The 14,783-nt window shown below is 36.3% G+C and carries 19 protein-coding genes and 1 pseudogene; 9 read left to right on the top strand and 11 right to left on the bottom strand.

The window, feature by feature from the left end:
• Window positions 1-2 precede the first annotated feature (2 nt).
• The 9 genes from ACVC7R_RS06210 to ACVC7R_RS06170 all read right to left on the bottom strand — a co-directional run bounded on the left by ACVC7R_RS06210 (window position 3) and on the right by ACVC7R_RS06170 (window position 6,212).
• Window positions 3-1,676 (bottom strand): sensor histidine kinase, encoded by a 1,674-nt coding sequence (locus ACVC7R_RS06210; protein WP_447264044.1) that lies wholly within the window; start codon window positions 1,674-1,676, stop codon window positions 3-5.
• Window positions 1,654-2,268, bottom strand: coding sequence for a YesL family protein (locus ACVC7R_RS06205; RefSeq protein WP_447263972.1), 615 nt, complete (start codon window positions 2,266-2,268; stop codon window positions 1,654-1,656). Before ACVC7R_RS06205 ends, ACVC7R_RS06210 begins: the two co-directional genes overlap by 23 nt.
• A 630-nt stretch (window positions 2,269-2,898) precedes the next feature.
• Window positions 2,899-3,138, bottom strand: a complete 240-nt coding sequence (locus ACVC7R_RS06200; protein WP_250307673.1) for a CsbD family protein — start codon at window positions 3,136-3,138, stop codon at window positions 2,899-2,901.
• Between the two features lie 37 nt (window positions 3,139-3,175).
• The gene (locus tag ACVC7R_RS06195) at window positions 3,176-3,793 is read right to left on the bottom strand and encodes an Asp23/Gls24 family envelope stress response protein (protein WP_447263971.1); all 618 of its coding nucleotides are present in this window, start codon (window positions 3,791-3,793) and stop codon (window positions 3,176-3,178) included.
• 11 nt (window positions 3,794-3,804) lie between these two features.
• Window positions 3,805-3,975: a DUF2273 domain-containing protein gene (locus ACVC7R_RS06190; RefSeq protein ID WP_142558776.1), complete on the bottom strand. Its 171-nt coding sequence runs from the start codon at window positions 3,973-3,975 to the stop codon at window positions 3,805-3,807.
• Window positions 3,976-3,986: 11 nt separating this feature from the next.
• A complete protein-coding gene (amaP, locus tag ACVC7R_RS06185) occupies window positions 3,987-4,550 on the bottom strand; it encodes an alkaline shock response membrane anchor protein AmaP (protein ID WP_447263970.1) in 564 nt (187 codons plus the stop codon).
• Between the two features lie 85 nt (window positions 4,551-4,635).
• Window positions 4,636-4,875: a GlsB/YeaQ/YmgE family stress response membrane protein gene (locus ACVC7R_RS06180; protein WP_006149342.1), complete on the bottom strand. Its 240-nt coding sequence runs from the start codon at window positions 4,873-4,875 to the stop codon at window positions 4,636-4,638.
• 372 nt (window positions 4,876-5,247) lie between these two features.
• The gene (gene cadX / locus ACVC7R_RS06175) at window positions 5,248-5,586 is read right to left on the bottom strand and encodes a Cd(II)/Zn(II)-sensing metalloregulatory transcriptional regulator CadX (RefSeq protein ID WP_447263969.1); all 339 of its coding nucleotides are present in this window, start codon (window positions 5,584-5,586) and stop codon (window positions 5,248-5,250) included.
• A gap of 11 nt (window positions 5,587-5,597) precedes the next feature.
• Window positions 5,598-6,212 carry a CadD family cadmium resistance transporter gene (locus ACVC7R_RS06170; RefSeq protein ID WP_006152989.1) on the bottom strand — a complete coding sequence of 205 codons (615 nt, stop codon included), beginning with the start codon at window positions 6,210-6,212 and terminating at the stop codon, window positions 5,598-5,600.
• 28 nt (window positions 6,213-6,240) lie between these two features.
• Here ACVC7R_RS06170 and ACVC7R_RS06165 point away from each other — a divergent pair, with 28 nt between their 5' ends.
• Window positions 6,241-6,426: a FanG protein gene (locus ACVC7R_RS06165; protein WP_134805420.1), complete on the top strand. Its 186-nt coding sequence runs from the start codon at window positions 6,241-6,243 to the stop codon at window positions 6,424-6,426.
• Window positions 6,427-6,657: 231 nt separating this feature from the next.
• On the opposite strand, the gene ACVC7R_RS06160 is transcribed toward ACVC7R_RS06165, so the two are convergent.
• On the bottom strand, window positions 6,658-8,142 hold the full coding sequence (locus ACVC7R_RS06160; protein ID WP_062004534.1) for an RNA-binding domain-containing protein: 1,485 nt from the start codon (window positions 8,140-8,142) through the stop codon (window positions 6,658-6,660).
• A 166-nt stretch (window positions 8,143-8,308) separates the two neighbouring features.
• Window positions 8,309-9,229, bottom strand: coding sequence for a helix-turn-helix domain-containing protein (locus tag ACVC7R_RS06155; RefSeq protein ID WP_062004533.1), 921 nt, complete (start codon window positions 9,227-9,229; stop codon window positions 8,309-8,311).
• A 320-nt stretch (window positions 9,230-9,549) separates the two neighbouring features.
• Here ACVC7R_RS06155 and ACVC7R_RS06150 point away from each other — a divergent pair, with 320 nt between their 5' ends.
• From ACVC7R_RS06150 to ACVC7R_RS06115, 8 genes and pseudogenes are all read left to right on the top strand, one after another.
• The gene (locus ACVC7R_RS06150; protein ID WP_062004532.1) at window positions 9,550-9,765 is read left to right on the top strand and encodes a hypothetical protein; all 216 of its coding nucleotides are present in this window, start codon (window positions 9,550-9,552) and stop codon (window positions 9,763-9,765) included.
• A complete protein-coding gene (locus ACVC7R_RS06145; protein WP_070837751.1) occupies window positions 9,765-10,220 on the top strand; it encodes a hypothetical protein in 456 nt (151 codons plus the stop codon). The genes ACVC7R_RS06150 and ACVC7R_RS06145 overlap by 1 nt, the downstream gene beginning before the upstream one ends.
• A 274-nt stretch (window positions 10,221-10,494) precedes the next feature.
• Window positions 10,495-10,926, top strand: a complete 432-nt coding sequence (locus ACVC7R_RS06140; protein ID WP_045760131.1) for a hypothetical protein — start codon at window positions 10,495-10,497, stop codon at window positions 10,924-10,926.
• Window positions 10,927-10,928: 2 nt separating this feature from the next.
• Complete coding sequence (locus ACVC7R_RS06135; protein WP_447263968.1) at window positions 10,929-11,957, top strand: replication initiation factor domain-containing protein; 1,029 nt, start codon at window positions 10,929-10,931, stop codon at window positions 11,955-11,957.
• Window positions 11,958-12,022: 65 nt separating this feature from the next.
• A complete protein-coding gene (locus tag ACVC7R_RS06130; RefSeq protein ID WP_447263967.1) occupies window positions 12,023-12,271 on the top strand; it encodes a hypothetical protein in 249 nt (82 codons plus the stop codon).
• Between the two features lie 9 nt (window positions 12,272-12,280).
• Entirely contained in the window at window positions 12,281-13,774 is a 1,494-nt protein-coding gene (locus ACVC7R_RS06125) for a tyrosine-type recombinase/integrase (RefSeq protein WP_045760134.1), read from the top strand.
• A 117-nt stretch (window positions 13,775-13,891) separates the two neighbouring features.
• Window positions 13,892-14,347, top strand: a complete 456-nt coding sequence (locus ACVC7R_RS06120) for a MarR family winged helix-turn-helix transcriptional regulator (protein ID WP_235287934.1) — start codon at window positions 13,892-13,894, stop codon at window positions 14,345-14,347.
• A pseudogene (locus ACVC7R_RS06115) lies at window positions 14,347-14,783 on the top strand (excinuclease ABC subunit UvrA); the annotation flags it as partial. The gene ACVC7R_RS06120 and the pseudogene ACVC7R_RS06115, both read left to right, overlap by 1 nt.

Raw genomic sequence — 14,783 nt, 5'->3', positions numbered from 1 at the left:
CTTTATCCTTTCTCTTCATCCTGAATAGTGATTCGATATTGAACACCTTTTTGTTCAGCAGATTCTATACTAATGTTATAGCGGTCTCCAAAATAGAGAACAAAGCGTTCATGAACATTGACGATCCCAATGGACTGTCGCTGTTCCATATAATCCGCTGTGTGTTCAAAGGTTCTTTGGGCTAATTTAGTTTGAATTTCTGCTAGTTTTTCAGCAGACATCCCACGGCCATTATCGGTTACTAAAATTTCGACATAGCCATTCTGTTTCAAAGCCTTGATACTGATAACATTATCTGTTCTTCTGTAGTCAACTCCATGGGCAAAATAATTTTCCACTAAAGGTTGGAGGGTGAACTTTGGAATACGCATTTCTTCCAATTCAGGGTCAATCTTAAATCCATAGGCAATGGATTTTGGATAGCGAACCATACAGAGATAACTGTACTTCCGACAAAACTCCACTTCTTGTTTGAGGGTCGTTTCTCGCTCGTCAGAGATATTATTGCGCAGGAGACTACTGAACTCATAGATGATATCTGCTAGCTCATTTTGGTTCTCCATCACTGCATACATCCGCAAAAATTCTAGAGTATTGTACATAAAATGCGGATTAATTTGAGCTTGCAAGGCTCGCATGTTGGCATCTTTTTGATTGAGTTCCAGTTGATAAATATCGTGGATATTACTTTCTAGTCGATCCAACATATCATTTGTCGACTCAGCAATTAGTAGCAATTCCTGGTCCTTTTTATCTGTATTAATTCTCTTGGTATGCTCTCCCTCAGTAATGGCTTGGATGGAGTCCACCAAGTCCACAACCTGACTTTGATAGTCAGAAAAGGTCCTTCTTAAGGTCATATATAAAATGATGATAAAAAGGGCGCTCAAACCTAAAATAAGTGCCGAACTCGCTAAAGTCCCACTCCAAACATAATCCCTTGGTACAGCTACTCGAACTTGATATCCATGGGCAGTTGTTCCTACCAACCAAGATTCATTCGTTCCTTTCGCACCAATATAGAACATATCTGTTTCATATGGTGTAATAACCGTTACCGCTACAGGAATGGTTCCCCTGGTATTGTCAATCGCTTTATAGAGGACTTCTGGTTCTACGGAAATATAGATAACTCCAAGAGCCTGGTCTGATACTGGATCCGATACTGGAACAGCGAAACTATTAGCATCTGGTTTAAAGCTCTCAGCTGGAATCTTCTGTCCACCTCGGTTTTCTCTTTTGGAAACAAATACATCCGTTGAATCCTGTAGAACAATCGAAACACCTGTTACAAAATCATTTCGCACGTATATATCATCGATATTTTCATAAATGGAAACGGAAATATAGGGTGACGCCTTGCGTTCTAACTGCCAATAAAAATAATCTGGCGTACTGAGGCTAAAATACTTGTAAATCCCTTCGATCCGGGCTTGATTCTCCACTAAACTCTGGGCTAGGCGGGTTGACTCCCGATAGTAGTATTCAACTTCATCAACAGTACGAGCAAGAACACGCTGACCAACACGATTGGCTTCCCTTTCACGCATATCCCAGTCTGCGTAAGAAATCAAGAGAGCAAAACAGGAAATGATGATCATCATTACCAGACTATAGATTCGTAGGAGTGAGTGGAGACGGAATTGTTTGGTCTTATTTGGTTGCCAATTTTTCATGAATACTTTCATAAACAGGCTCCAATAAATCGCTAATAAAGAAGTGCCACATCCCAATCCCTACAAAGGCGATGAGGGCTGGCATATAGAAGCCAATAATGGCTAATAAGACGCTACCAAGGAGAACCTTGGCGACTGCTGACAAACTCATAAAAATTCCGATAAAAGCAAGCTTTAAGGTGTTTTTATAGGATAATTCAAAGTAAACCTGTAGCTTTAAAGATACCGTATAGGCCAAAAATACCAAGGCTACTAAAAAGATATTTAGAAATGTTGCTGCCAAGTGGACAATCGTCTGATTTGGCAACTGAATCATCAGATACAAGCCATAAATCAAGAGCAAGTCAATCCCTATAAAGGTGTAGAAACTGAGATTGCTTTTAACAAAATTGCTCTTAAATAATGCCCATGCTTCCTTGAAACGATAAGCACGGTAAGAATAGCCGTGTTCAGCATATAAACTCATGAGGGTTGCACTAGCGGGCGCTATACCAAAAACCACTCCTCCTGCTAGTGTCAATAACCAAAAATAAGCCGTCGCAATCATCCCCAAAAAGAAACGATGAAAGACTAGCTCAATGAAATTTCCCACGGTTTGCCTCCTATAAATTAATCTAGTTTTATTATAACATATTTCAAGCACTCTCAAAAAGCGGAACAGTAAAAAGATAGAGAGATTTTAACTCACTACCTTTTTAGGAGCAAATTTGGAGTAGATATCCATCCCTGTCAAAAGTGTACAAACGCCAAACTATAAAAAAATTGCATTTATCGGTTTAATAAGGATATTTGTGCTATAATAAAGATAGATAGAGATACCGATTAATAATCAAAGAACAAAGGCTTTACCAGGGCAGATGGATATGTTTGAAAATTAGATAATTACTATTCAACTTATTTACTGGTTCAACAAAATAACGAAAGGAGTATGTACCATGACTACTCAAAATTTAAGCACTGTGTTGATGTGTGTTGCGCTTATATTGACTCTTTTCTCTGAAAAATTGTTCAAGCAACATGAAAAAATCGGAAAAATAATTTGCACTATAATCATATTAGTCGCTGTTTTGTTAATGCTGCTCTAAGTTATTTTAAGAATACAGGAATTTGTTGGTCCTGTATTCTTTTTTTCTACAAAACGTGCATCGATAGAAATGTATACCAAAACCCCCCGTTTAAACGGGGGGTAGTGAGGAGACTTAACAAAGTTATGACAATGTTATTATTTAGCATCGTCTTTATGAAGCATGTTTTTAACACCTTCAACGACACCTTCTACAGCATCTTTTGCATCTTCAACGACACCTTCTACAGCATCTTTTGCATCTTCAGCAACTTCTTTAACTTTAGAAATAACTTTTTCTGTTGCCCCTTCGCTTTCAAGTTCTTTATCGCCTACCAATTTTCCAACACCTTCTTTGATAGATCCTGCTGCTTGGTTTAATTTTTCTTCTGTAGACATAAGTATGTTCTCCTTTTATTTTTTTCTAAATTATAAATTAGTGTACACGTGGTTCTGCTTTGGCTGCAGCGTCTTTAACATTGTCAACGCCTTGGCCAACTTTTTCTTGGATGAATTCAGCTCCTTCGCCAAGTTTTTCAACACCTGAACCGATTCCAGCTTTAACTCTAGAAAATTGTTCTGACGCAAACTCGCCTGTTGATTCTGCCACGTCAGTTACACGATCCTGAAGGCTAACTGAGTCTGCTTCATGTTGTTCTTTAGTTTTGATATCAACAACATTAACGTTCACTTCAACTACTTCTAGATCAGTCATTTTCGCAACTTCTGAAACGATAACTTCTTTAATTTGATTGTATAGAGTTGGAACGTTTTTTCTGTACTCTACGATAACGTTCAAGTCAACTGCTACTTGTTCTTTACCAACTTCAACTTTAACACCGTGTGTTACATCGTTAGTATTCACAAGTTTTTCTGTAAGATTTGAGAAGAATCCACCGTCAACATGTAATAGTCCTGGGACTTTTTCTAGTGAAAGACCGATAATTTTTTGAATAACTTTATCTTCGTAAGTTAATTCTCCTCGAACATTTTTAGAAACGACTACATCTTTCTTTTCAGTATCTACATTTACATTTTTTTCTACGTTTGACATATAAAACTCCTTTATTTATTTAAATAATTTTTCTGAACATAGTATCCGAATCCAATCCCTAATGTCCCACAAATTAAAACAAATAGTGTTTTAAAAAATCCAAAGGACAGGATGAAGCAAGCTAGAAGAATACCTGCTATACCACATAGAATTGGATATTGGTATTTTTTAAACAATTCCATTTTTTACTTCCTTACTTTACACGACTAACCATTTTTTTAGCTGCTTTTTGAGGGTCATATTCTTTCACTAAAACTTCCAGTTTAACCTCTCGATCCATACCAAAGAATTCTTTCAATCCTTGAGTAATTTCGTTTTGAACTACTTCAAATTTGTTAGCAATGTTATCTGAAAGAACAGCTGTACCTTCTACATAAACGAAACATTTCTTTTTCCGAGTATGTACCTGAATTTTGGGATTTTTGACCATCTTGTGTTCATCCAATAAACATCGAACAAACCCTTCAATAGCTGAATTTTTTAGTTTTAATTTATCGTCTTTAGTTCCAAGTTTTATTTCCAGATATTGTCTAGGATAAAACAGGATTACTAAGATCCATAATAAAACTAAGAGAGACAGTCCTAGAAGTCCCCAAAATACATATCTAGCAATATAATATTCAAATGATGTCTGTCGCCAGCTGGTCAATTGAATTCCTAAATCACTAACCTGGTGGTAATCTATCAAAATAGGAAGGAAAATTGTCAAGATTAAAATACAGAAAATAACCAATAATATTTTCTTTGATTTTGACATATAAAATCCTTTCAATTAAAGCACTAAACTATAGGTTTACCCGTCAATACTAAATTTAAATCTATAGTTTATGATTGAGTAAAAATTAACCTTTTTTACCCAAGAAGAACGATACCACAGAAACTACAATCACTGCACCAACAATAGATGGAATGATAGCCATACCAGCTAGTGAAGGTCCCCAAGTGCCAAGAAGTGATTGACCAACTGATGAACCGATTAAACCGGCAAAAATATTAGCAATTACTCCCATTGAGCCACCTTTTTTTGTGATTGCTCCAGCTGCAAGGCCGATAAAGCCTCCTACAATAATGGACCACAACATAATATGATATGCGCCTCCTTTCTTGAGTCCATATATCTGGGTTATATTTAGTATATCATAATGTGAGAGCGCAATCAAGAAATGTTCTCACGAATGTATGCTTTGATAAAATTGATAGTTAATTTTTAAAAACTACACAAAAAATGCAGTCATTCGGTTGATTTTTATTGTAATACTATGAATTTGGAAAAAAGAAAAAACGCTTAAAATCAGCGTTTTTCTTCTGTATTGATTCGTATTGAATGCTTACTTCACTTCTATAAAAAGATTAAATAATTTCTATTTTAGCTGTTAGAAACGTTGGTACATCAATGTTTTTAGAATGCTACATAATAAAAGATAGAGTGAATGGTAGAGTAGTAAAAATAGTTGTTATCCTAGTTGATTAAAAAAATCTCTGATTTCCTCATCTTTAATAAAATAATATATAATTTTCCCCTCTCTTCTAGTATCCAAGATGTTTTGATTGGCTAGTTTACGAAGATGGTGGGAGGCAGATGCCATACTGAGATTTAGTAAACAGGCTATATCACAGACACAGAGTTCTTCAACAGCAAGGAGATAAAAGATGATATTTATCTGTTTATTATCGGTAAACTTTGATAAAATACGAAGTGATTTTTGGACTTTTTTCTTTTCAAGGTAGTTCGTTGCGGTTGTAACATTTTGTTGATTTATAATATTCACTTGGCATATACTATCTTTTTTCATAATTTTTTCTCCTAGCCGAACACAGTCCTTAGCATGTCAAAGCTGTTGTTTTCAATCAGGATATACATCCCCAATCCTAAATAAACAACGGCAATAAACCATCTGCTATATTTTTCCAAAGTTTCTCCAACAGAAGGGACTTGTGCCAATTTTTGGGCAGAAAAAACCAAGAGATAAATCATGACTAGAAAAGTAAGTAAAGCCACTATCAAATTCGCTAAATTTAAGGTAATAAAATATGGGACAAAAACACCAATATTGTCAGCACCACAACTTGCAAAAGTAATCATAGCGACTAGAAAAATCAGGTTTTTATCATCTTTGCGCAAACCATCTTTTGCAATAGCTTCTCCATCAGAATCTCCTAAAAGCAAAACTTTGAGCCCTAGGAAAATTGGAATCAAACCGAGCAAACCTAAAATCTCTTTACTAGGAATATAATTTAAGACAAATGCAAAAAGTAAACTTAGCAATATTAGACTAACAGAGCCTAGAAATTGTCCTAAATAGATGTTAATAATGTCTTTTCTGCTTTTTCTTTTGGCAAAAAATAACATTAGAATAATAAGTAAGTCTACGGCTGTCCCAGAATACAGGATTATTGAAGTAACAACATTTTGAACCATAAAACACCTCATTCAAATATATTTTTGAATGTATTCTAACATTAAACTTTGTAGATGTCAACTTCAGCTCCATCAAAATATAGATAAGAAGGTAGTGTACCAAACATTAAAAAGCCCTGCCATCGAAATGATAGCAGGGCTCAACTTCAATATCCAGATGATATATTTATCTAAAAAAGGTAGAGAAAAAGGTAGAGTTTGGACTGAAATATAGTGAAATGTATTGAAATTGAAAAAAGAAAAAACGCTTAAAATAAGCGTTTTTCTTATGTATTGATTCGTATTGAATGCTTACTTCACTTCTGTAAGCGTAATATGTAATTTAGCAAGTTTCATGATGTACAGAAACGTTGATTTTATGGGCTTTTCAATCTTTCAATTATTGATGAAATAGGGTGATTTTGACCTTGCTTTAGTTTTAATCAGACAAAAATCAGATAAAACTTTAGTTCTTGGTCATAAAATCACCAAGGTTTTTAATTTTTTGTTTGATGATATGATATTGTTCAGATGATGTTCTAGGAAGAACATATTTTGTTGAACGTCCCTTGCCAATTACCTCTATATATTGCTTGCTTTGAAGAGTTTTTAAGTTTTCTCTGAACTTATATTCTGTCATCAGATTATTCTCAATAACATCGTTTTTGCTAATGCTTTCATTTTCGATTATGTACTTGAGAATAGCTCTTTCATCTTGTGTTACATCTTGGTATGAAGACAACAAGTCCACTTTCCAAATGGTTACGATAGTACTATCAAAAGTAGTTGAAACTTCGGGAATTTTCAATTTGTATTTTTCTGACACATCAAAGATTTTTGGCCCGCCTGAGCCAGCCTTCTCAGACATTCCGATTCTTCTGAATAGCGATGAAATTGTACCGTTTCGTGTTTTTGACGTACCGCCATGTATAAACTCAGGAATAGAAATTTTCATTTTTCCTGGATTCTTAAATTCATAAAAATCATTATATGCGGTGATAACGATAGGTGAGTCAAAGTCATAGTAAGCGTGCATTAAGCAGTTTACTAGTGCTTCACGTATAGATTCAGATAAATCTTTTTTAAATGGTAAACGATGGGCAGATTTATCATTGAGTTCGAACCTATCGTTGGTAGTTGCAGTTAATTTCTTGTATGCTAAATTAAAAAAGTCATACATGTTCAAATCAGGGTACATCATGTCCCCTGTTGAAATCCTATCATTCCACCTAGTAGAAAGTGAGTTGTCCTTTTCAAAGTAGTCTAATTGAAATTTAGGATACCTAGATATTATGGAGTTGTATTTCCCGAAAAATAGTAACCCTCCTGCAGTCAACTTATAAGAGCCATCTGTTCTATCCTTCTTAAAAACACCAATTTCAGTTAAGAAGTCCCTAAGTGGCATATTGGTGTACTTAGTGTTCCCGCTTAATTCGATTAGGAGTTTTTTATACTCTTCGATTGATTCAATATTGAGGTCACTTTCGTCATAGTTAGTTAGGAGTTCGCCATCAATATCATCATGGGAGCTTGCCATGAGATACTTTAGCTCTTCTTTATCAAGTCTAACATCACCTTCCCCTAACCTTTTATAAGATTCTCTAAAATCATTTTTAAGATGGACAGGTTTTTGGTCACTACTGGCTTCTCTAATCGTTATTACCATAAGTTGACGATTTTTATCAGGAATATCAATGTACTCAATATCATTATCGGTTAGCAAATTACAACTTACTTTTTTTCTATTAGAGACTAGATTAAACAAGTCATTCCTAACTTTTTCAGGATTCATAACTCCCTGAAAAGGGTCTTCATTATTTTCATCTACTCCCAAGACAACTTTTCCACCATTGGTGTTTGCGAAAGCAGAATAGGTCTCCCAGAAAGAATCAGGAAGTGCTTTTTTAGCTTTTTTGTACTCTAAATCATTGCCTTCAATTTTTAATTCCACACTTTTTCCTCCTAACTTAAAAAATCAAATTGCAGGGTATCACGCGAAAATCACGCGAAAAAAATTTTTGATAATACTCAATTTTGCTTGATTTTAAAGCATTTTTGAGTAGTTCGTTTTAAAAAGATATCGAAAATCACGCGAAAGTCACGCGAAAACCACGTGATTATTTCTCCGCCCAGTCAGTCCAGTCATCAAAGGTCGTATTATTGTATAGTTCTATCAGTCGTGGTCTGACAGATTGGATAATTTCAACTAATTCATGCCCTTCATGAAATTGTGAAAAAGGCATACCAACTGTTGCTTGGGACATATCTGAAAGTAATTGCCTTGTTGCTTGGCTATCTGCAAGTGTATTGATTAGAAAACCGAGTAGGTAATTGGAATCATAGCTAACTTCTACACCTGCTGATGGCGAATCTTTAATCAGGCGTTCATAGCCCTTTTTAATTTCTTTTTTGATTTTATCTTTGGAAAGGATTTCTAGATTTCCGATAAAATCATATGAAGTATAGATTTGGTTAGCAAAGTAATCAGAAAGTTCGTTGATTTTAGTATCATCAAGTCCGTCTTGCTGGCTTAAGTAGGTTTTGGCTTCCTTCCTAATTGTGTCCCTCAGCGTATCATAAAGCATTTCAAAAAAGATATCATCTAGGTAGCCTTCTTTTGGGTATCCAAATTCATTTTCCCAGTCAGGATTTTCAAATGTTCCAATGGTTACTCCCCCACTTCTTGTGACCGATTGTATTGGATTTGTTTTTATTCTAAAAAGCTCTTCTTTTATTTTTAATGGAGTATCAGGATACTCATCTAGGAATGTGCCATAACCAAGTTTTCTAAGGTAAAGTTCAATATATTCTTCCAATTCTCCGTAGTAAAACCAACCTACGGGTTTTCCATAGATTTTTGACACTTTCTCTAAAACTTCAAGAGGAGCTAAGTTATCTCCTCTTACATATGCGTTAATCGTTGATTTTTTTAATCCAAGACGGTTTCCAAATTCAGTAAAAGACAAATTTAATTCATCTTTGACTTGTCTTAATCTTTGACCAACAGTCTTTTTATCAGGTTTAAGTATTTCAAACATAGGTTACCTCTCAGACTATTATAACACAGGTGTTTATAAAATCGTACATTTTTTGAGAAAAACGCTTGACTCCGTGTATGATATCGTATATAATTATTGATGAGCATTAAGGTTGCTCAAAAATTTTACACCAAACGTACATAAAACCGTACATGCGTGTTAGAGAGGAGCTAACCCAACAATCAAAAAAGAAAGGAAGGTACAAAAAATCCTTGAACAATCTGGTACATCGTTCAAGGACAGTAAATCTAATTGCTGTGATTATACCAGATATTTCGGATAAACGCTAGTTGAATGCAGAATCAGAAAAGAGGGTAATTATGAATTTAACAGGTATGGAACTACAAATGGTAGAGTGGGTAGCCTACTCACCAGATACACAAGAGAAAGTCTTAATCAAACCAGAGGATTGTAAAGATTTGAATGACAGAGAACTCTATCGCCTTATCAAGGATATGGGATTTGAGCGATTGATTGAATCTAGTTCTTTGCAGATTTTGAACGACTTTCTTAATCAGAAAATACAGGTAAACTAATGAGTAAATACGATTATCAAGAAGTTGTAGATAGGGTTGATGGTCTCAACTCAGTCTCAACATTGAAAAAGTGGCGGTTAAAGATTGAAAGTCTAACTGGTACTCAATTCAATGAAAGTAGAGTGAGAACGGGTCGAAAATCTTATTCTAAAGTTTATCTTTTTACAGAAGATGACCTAAATCATTTTCAAGCGATTGCTGACAAGAAGTCTTCGTTGGGGCTGGAAAGAGCAATTCTAAGTGTTTATGGGTTTTCTAAAGAAAATGATTATCAAAAACCTATTAGAGAACTTGTTGATGAGCTAGAGGTCTCCTTTAAGGAAATCCGAGAAGATTATCGAAGGAACCTAGCAAAGTTGAAACAGGAGTTAGAAGTGCTTCTGGATAGAATCCAGACCTTAGAGAAAGAGACTGAAAAGAAATCATTTAAGAGACTTAGCTTCTTTCATCGATGAAGACGGTTCGCCACCCCACCACTGGGCGAGTGGTCAACACGGTAGCCCAGAGCAGGTGGGAAAGGTGGCAAACGGCTGAACTCGATTTGACATTTGCACCCCAGTCCCTATTAGGGGGTGCACACATACATAAAATGTGGTCAAATTCCTTGATACGCAAGGGGTTCAGTGATTTGAAGCAAATTTCACGAAAAAAACATTTATGAAGCCTATGATATCAACGGTTTACGATTGATTTCATGTAGGCGTAGCTTTTATGAATAGGAGAAAAAACATGACAAAATTTAACTTAACAGACGAAACTATAAAAGTTGGCGACTTGAAATTGGATAAATCACAATTTGACATTCCAAAGAAAGTGACCATCCTTTCTTCACGAGTTGCACCAGTCTATAAAAATGTCAATGGCGAAAGCATTTCGACAGATGAAGTAGCTAAAATTACTTGCTCTGTACAAGATACAGACAAAATCCAAGCCTTGAAAGACCTGGGCTATTCCCCTGATGACCTCAAGGGTATTCGCTTGGAGATTGTAGACAACCTTGACAAGTTGGCTAAATCCGTTGAAAAGGATGAGCTGAACTCACTTGTAGTAGAACTTGTCAATCCAGAAGTCCACCTTAGTTGGCGAGCTAATAATAATGGTGGTGGAAATTGGGGAGGCTTAAAACTAGTGGCAACTGATATTAAATTTATTGGAGCCTAGACATGGATAACTCAGTGATGTTAGACTACTTAGCCGTAACGATTAAAGGCTTAGCTCCAGATGATGTCATTGAGAAAATCCTCATTCTTCCTAAAGATAAGTTTGTTCTCAATGAATGGGGGATAAACAAGTACCAAAGGCATTATGCCTTCTCAGAGATAAAGGTTTACTTCAATAAAGACTGGGAATCAAAAATGGGAGTTTTTATCGAACTGAGAGGGCAGGGGTGCCGTCAGTATGAAGAATACATGGAAAGCAATGTCAATAACTGGGTAACCCTGATGAAACGCATTTCTGAATGCCATAGTAACTTTACAAGACTAGATATCGCCAATGATATTTTTGATGATAGCCTATCCGTCCCGCTTATTTATAGTTATTGTAAAAAGCAACTCTGCATATCAACCGCTAAAACCTTTGATTACCATGAAAAGAGTATTCTTGAAAATGGTGAAAAGGTTGGTGAAATGGTAACGATTGGTGTTAGAGGTACTCAGCAATGGTGCATCTATAATAAGCTATTAGAACAAAAACTGGATAAAGATTTACCAGAAATGCCCTCATCATGGACAAGAGCAGAGCTTAGATGTTGGCAAGAAAAGGCAAACTTACTGGCTCAACAGATAAAAAAAGGACGTCCCCTTAAAGAGATTTACTTTGAAGCGATTAATGGACACTATCGCTTTGTCAGTCCGAGAGATAAGGATTCCAACCGTTGGCGAAGAAAAAACGTAAAATGGTGGAATGACTACTTAGAAACACAAGAAAAGACGGTCTTAAGTGTAAAGCGGACAAAACCCACCCTAAAACGGTCTGAGCTATGGACAGAGAAGCAAGTCTCACGAGCACTTGGAAAACTCTATGTAGCAAAAGCAGAATCTTACGGACAAGAAAAGGCAAATGGCTATATTCAACACTTACTTGAGATTGGGATATCCAAACTAACGGAAACAGATGAGACTGATATTCAGCAGTACAAACAAGAGCAACAAAGCTCAGCCTATTGGGGCATAGGAAAAGACGACCTGTAGCAAACTACAAATCGCCTTTCCAAAAATAACTAACTTGATTATAACCAAAATAGAAGGAGAATTCAATGGCAACATTAAAAACAGAACATGATTTTGACTTGATCCGTAACTGGTACCGTAAATCCGTCTTTCTAGATGAACTCTGGCATGGCATGACCGTTGCAACGCTCAATAGCTATATTCGTCAGATGAAGGACAGCCCATACTCTTTCGGTATTAAAGGAACACATGGCAATGTCTTTATTCACTCAGAAGTCTTCGTGGCATGGTTTGACTACAAAATTGCCAATCAATATGTCGCAAAGATGGCGTAGGTAATACCTATGAGAGATAATAGTTCAAGAGTACTCATCATCAGTTCTTGGCGAACAGACCCTTATAAAGCAGGCAATGTCTTGGTGAAGTTCGCTATGCGATTTACCCACCCTATTACTAAAAAATCTCACAAGAAATACCTTTCTACAGGTGCTGGTAAAGGGTGGTTTACCACTAAGGCAAGACCAAGTAAAAAGACATCTTCTGGAAAAGAACGTCTTTTGGTCAGCGATATTAAAAACTCACAATTGATTACACAGGTCACGCAAGAACTGAACAAATTAGTTGATGACTATATCGCTGAGGTAACAGGTATTAAGCCTAAGAAAGCCAAGAGACTTTTAACCCTAGAAGAAATCGCTAAGCCCTATGATGAAGATGGAAGTCTTTATGGTAAAGCCTTTAAAGCATGGTATGAAAGGGTCAAACCAGCCAATAATACTCTTAAAACAAGGGTTACTATCTATAACCGCTATATCGTGCCTAATTTTGATACCAGAATGTCTATCACAAAATTTGCCTCTATGACAGAGGAAATTCAAAATCTAATCAATGCTTCTTCCATGCACATGGCAAGAAACCTGCATATTTATCTTAAGATGGTTTTTGATTGGTCAGTCGAAAACGGACAGATTACTCTTACACAAGACCCGATTGCCAACAATAAGGTTAAAAGGCGGGTTCTGACAAAGAGTGAGGAGCAAAACAAGAAACGTGAAGATATTGCAGAAAAATACCTAGAAGCAAGTGAGGTTAACTACGTTCTCCGACTGATAGAAAGCTGGACTAACCGTCCTGATAATCAACTTATCGCAGATGTGCTGAGAATGATTTTTCTAACAGGTATGAGACCAAGTGAAGTTCTGGGTTTGAATGAGGATATGCTTGATTTTGAGGAGAAGTGGATAAAGGTTCATTGGCAGAGGGCAAGCAAAAATAAATCAGATGAGGTAATGGAAGCACTTAATCTTGACGGAAAGGAACGCTACCGAGCAGACCTTAAGACCAAGGAAAGTGTCCGAACGATTCCAATGAGTCCTGAGGTAGAGAAAATTTTGCGACATTATATAGACAGAAATAAGTTTCAAGCTCAATTTAACCCTACTTATCAAGACCTAGGCTATCTCTTTACCAGAACCTATATCAGAACAGGTAATCGGCAAGGCTCTCCGCTTTATCATAATGAACTCTCACAATTCCTGAGAGGTGGTTCTAGTCAGTCAGCAAAATATAATAAAAAATCTGGTAAACCCTATAAGGACATAGATAGCTTCCTAGACTTTGGCAGACCGATTCATGTTATCCCTCATATGTTCCGCCATAGCTTTATCTCCATTATGGCTAGCGAAGGTATAGACCTCTCCACCATTCGAGAATTTGTTGGACACTCGGAGGATTCCAAGGAGATTGAGCGTGTCTATCTCCATGTGATTAAAAAGCAAAAAGACACCATGAGAGGAGCTGTAGAAAGGCTGGAAAAATTGATTAATAATAAGAACTAAGTGTGGAAAGGAGGATACTGCCTCCTTTTCTATTTGACATAGATATTTTTTTAGGATATAATTTAGTCTGTAATCAGACCAAAAGAGAGGTAAGGAATTATTTTGGAAACAGATTTTATGAAGCAATTATCAGTACAAGAGAAAGAATTCTCATCTCTTTATCGTGTCATGGCTAAGAATTTTGGGCTATCTGAGAGTAGCGTGTGGGTCTGTTATTTTTTATTAGTAAATAGTGGTGATATCACTCAGCAGGACTTGGTTGAACAGATGATGTTCCCAAAACAAACCATTCACTCTTCGGTAAAAAAGTTGAGTGCTGACCAATATGTAAGGGTGACGCCACTACCAAGTTCTCGTAAGAGCAAGAAATTGTCCTTGACTGAAAAAGGCAAAACTTATATAGAGATGACCGTTGCTAAAATGGTGGAAGCAGAAAAAGAAGCAATAAGGGCCATGGGGCAAGAGGATATGCAAAAATATGTTGAACTTCAAGGAAAATATCTAACTCTTGTGAAGAATGAATTTACTAAAGCTGAGCTGTTAACTTTAACTGACGATATGGAGAATAATTGATGGAAACAGATAGTATTGAAATTTTTGGTGCTAAAGAGCACAATCTAAAAGACTTTGATGTGACGATTCCTAAGAATAAGCTAGTGGTTTTTGCAGGTGTTTCAGGTTCGGGGAAGTCTTCCCTTGTCTTTGATACGCTAGCAAGAGAAAGTAGTAGACAGTGGCAGGATAGTTATCCTCTCTTTTTACGGAACAAGCTACCTCACTATGAGCGTCCTCACGTAGACGAAATTAAAAATTTACCCCCATCTATCGTTGTCGCTCAGAAAGCTTTAAGGACTAATACTCGTTCAACAGTCGGGACGGCTATGGACATTGCTCCGCTTATTCGTCTGCTGTTTTCACGGGTTGGTCAACCAAGTGCGGGTGGTTCAATGGCTTATTCTTTCAATCATCCTGCAGGGATGTGTCCTATTTGTACTGGGATTGGGAAGGT

Source organism: Streptococcus sp. Z554 (genome assembly GCF_053010305.1).
The sequence above is the reverse complement of the archived record's forward strand: the minus strand, read 5'-3'. Positions and strand labels throughout refer to the sequence as shown.

Excerpts from the sequence above, each read along its gene's own strand:
- cadX (WP_447263969.1), bottom strand. The coding sequence starts at position 5,586 with ATGAAAAAAGATAGTATATGCCAAGTGAATATTATAAATCAACAAAAT.
- ACVC7R_RS06155 (WP_062004533.1), bottom strand. The coding sequence starts at position 9,229 with ATGTTTGAAATACTTAAACCTGATAAAAAGACTGTTGGTCAAAGATTA.
- ACVC7R_RS06190 (WP_142558776.1), bottom strand. The coding sequence starts at position 3,975 with ATGGAATTGTTTAAAAAATACCAATATCCAATTCTATGTGGTATAGCA.
- ACVC7R_RS06200 (WP_250307673.1), bottom strand. The coding sequence starts at position 3,138 with ATGTCTACAGAAGAAAAATTAAACCAAGCAGCAGGATCTATCAAAGAA.
- ACVC7R_RS06150 (WP_062004532.1), top strand. The coding sequence starts at position 9,550 with ATGAATTTAACAGGTATGGAACTACAAATGGTAGAGTGGGTAGCCTAC.
- ACVC7R_RS06210 (WP_447264044.1), bottom strand. The coding sequence starts at position 1,676 with ATGAAAAATTGGCAACCAAATAAGACCAAACAATTCCGTCTCCACTCA.
- ACVC7R_RS06195 (WP_447263971.1), bottom strand. The coding sequence starts at position 3,793 with ATGTCAAACGTAGAAAAAAATGTAAATGTAGATACTGAAAAGAAAGAT.
- ACVC7R_RS06120 (WP_235287934.1), top strand. The coding sequence starts at position 13,892 with ATGAAGCAATTATCAGTACAAGAGAAAGAATTCTCATCTCTTTATCGT.
- ACVC7R_RS06170 (WP_006152989.1), bottom strand. The coding sequence starts at position 6,212 with ATGGTTCAAAATGTTGTTACTTCAATAATCCTGTATTCTGGGACAGCC.
- ACVC7R_RS06130 (WP_447263967.1), top strand. The coding sequence starts at position 12,023 with ATGGCAACATTAAAAACAGAACATGATTTTGACTTGATCCGTAACTGG.
- amaP (WP_447263970.1), bottom strand. The coding sequence starts at position 4,550 with ATGTCAAAATCAAAGAAAATATTATTGGTTATTTTCTGTATTTTAATC.
- ACVC7R_RS06180 (WP_006149342.1), bottom strand. The coding sequence starts at position 4,875 with ATGTTGTGGTCCATTATTGTAGGAGGCTTTATCGGCCTTGCAGCTGGA.
- ACVC7R_RS06140 (WP_045760131.1), top strand. The coding sequence starts at position 10,495 with ATGACAAAATTTAACTTAACAGACGAAACTATAAAAGTTGGCGACTTG.
- ACVC7R_RS06145 (WP_070837751.1), top strand. The coding sequence starts at position 9,765 with ATGAGTAAATACGATTATCAAGAAGTTGTAGATAGGGTTGATGGTCTC.
- ACVC7R_RS06165 (WP_134805420.1), top strand. The coding sequence starts at position 6,241 with ATGTATTCTAACATTAAACTTTGTAGATGTCAACTTCAGCTCCATCAA.
- ACVC7R_RS06125 (WP_045760134.1), top strand. The coding sequence starts at position 12,281 with ATGAGAGATAATAGTTCAAGAGTACTCATCATCAGTTCTTGGCGAACA.
- ACVC7R_RS06135 (WP_447263968.1), top strand. The coding sequence starts at position 10,929 with ATGGATAACTCAGTGATGTTAGACTACTTAGCCGTAACGATTAAAGGC.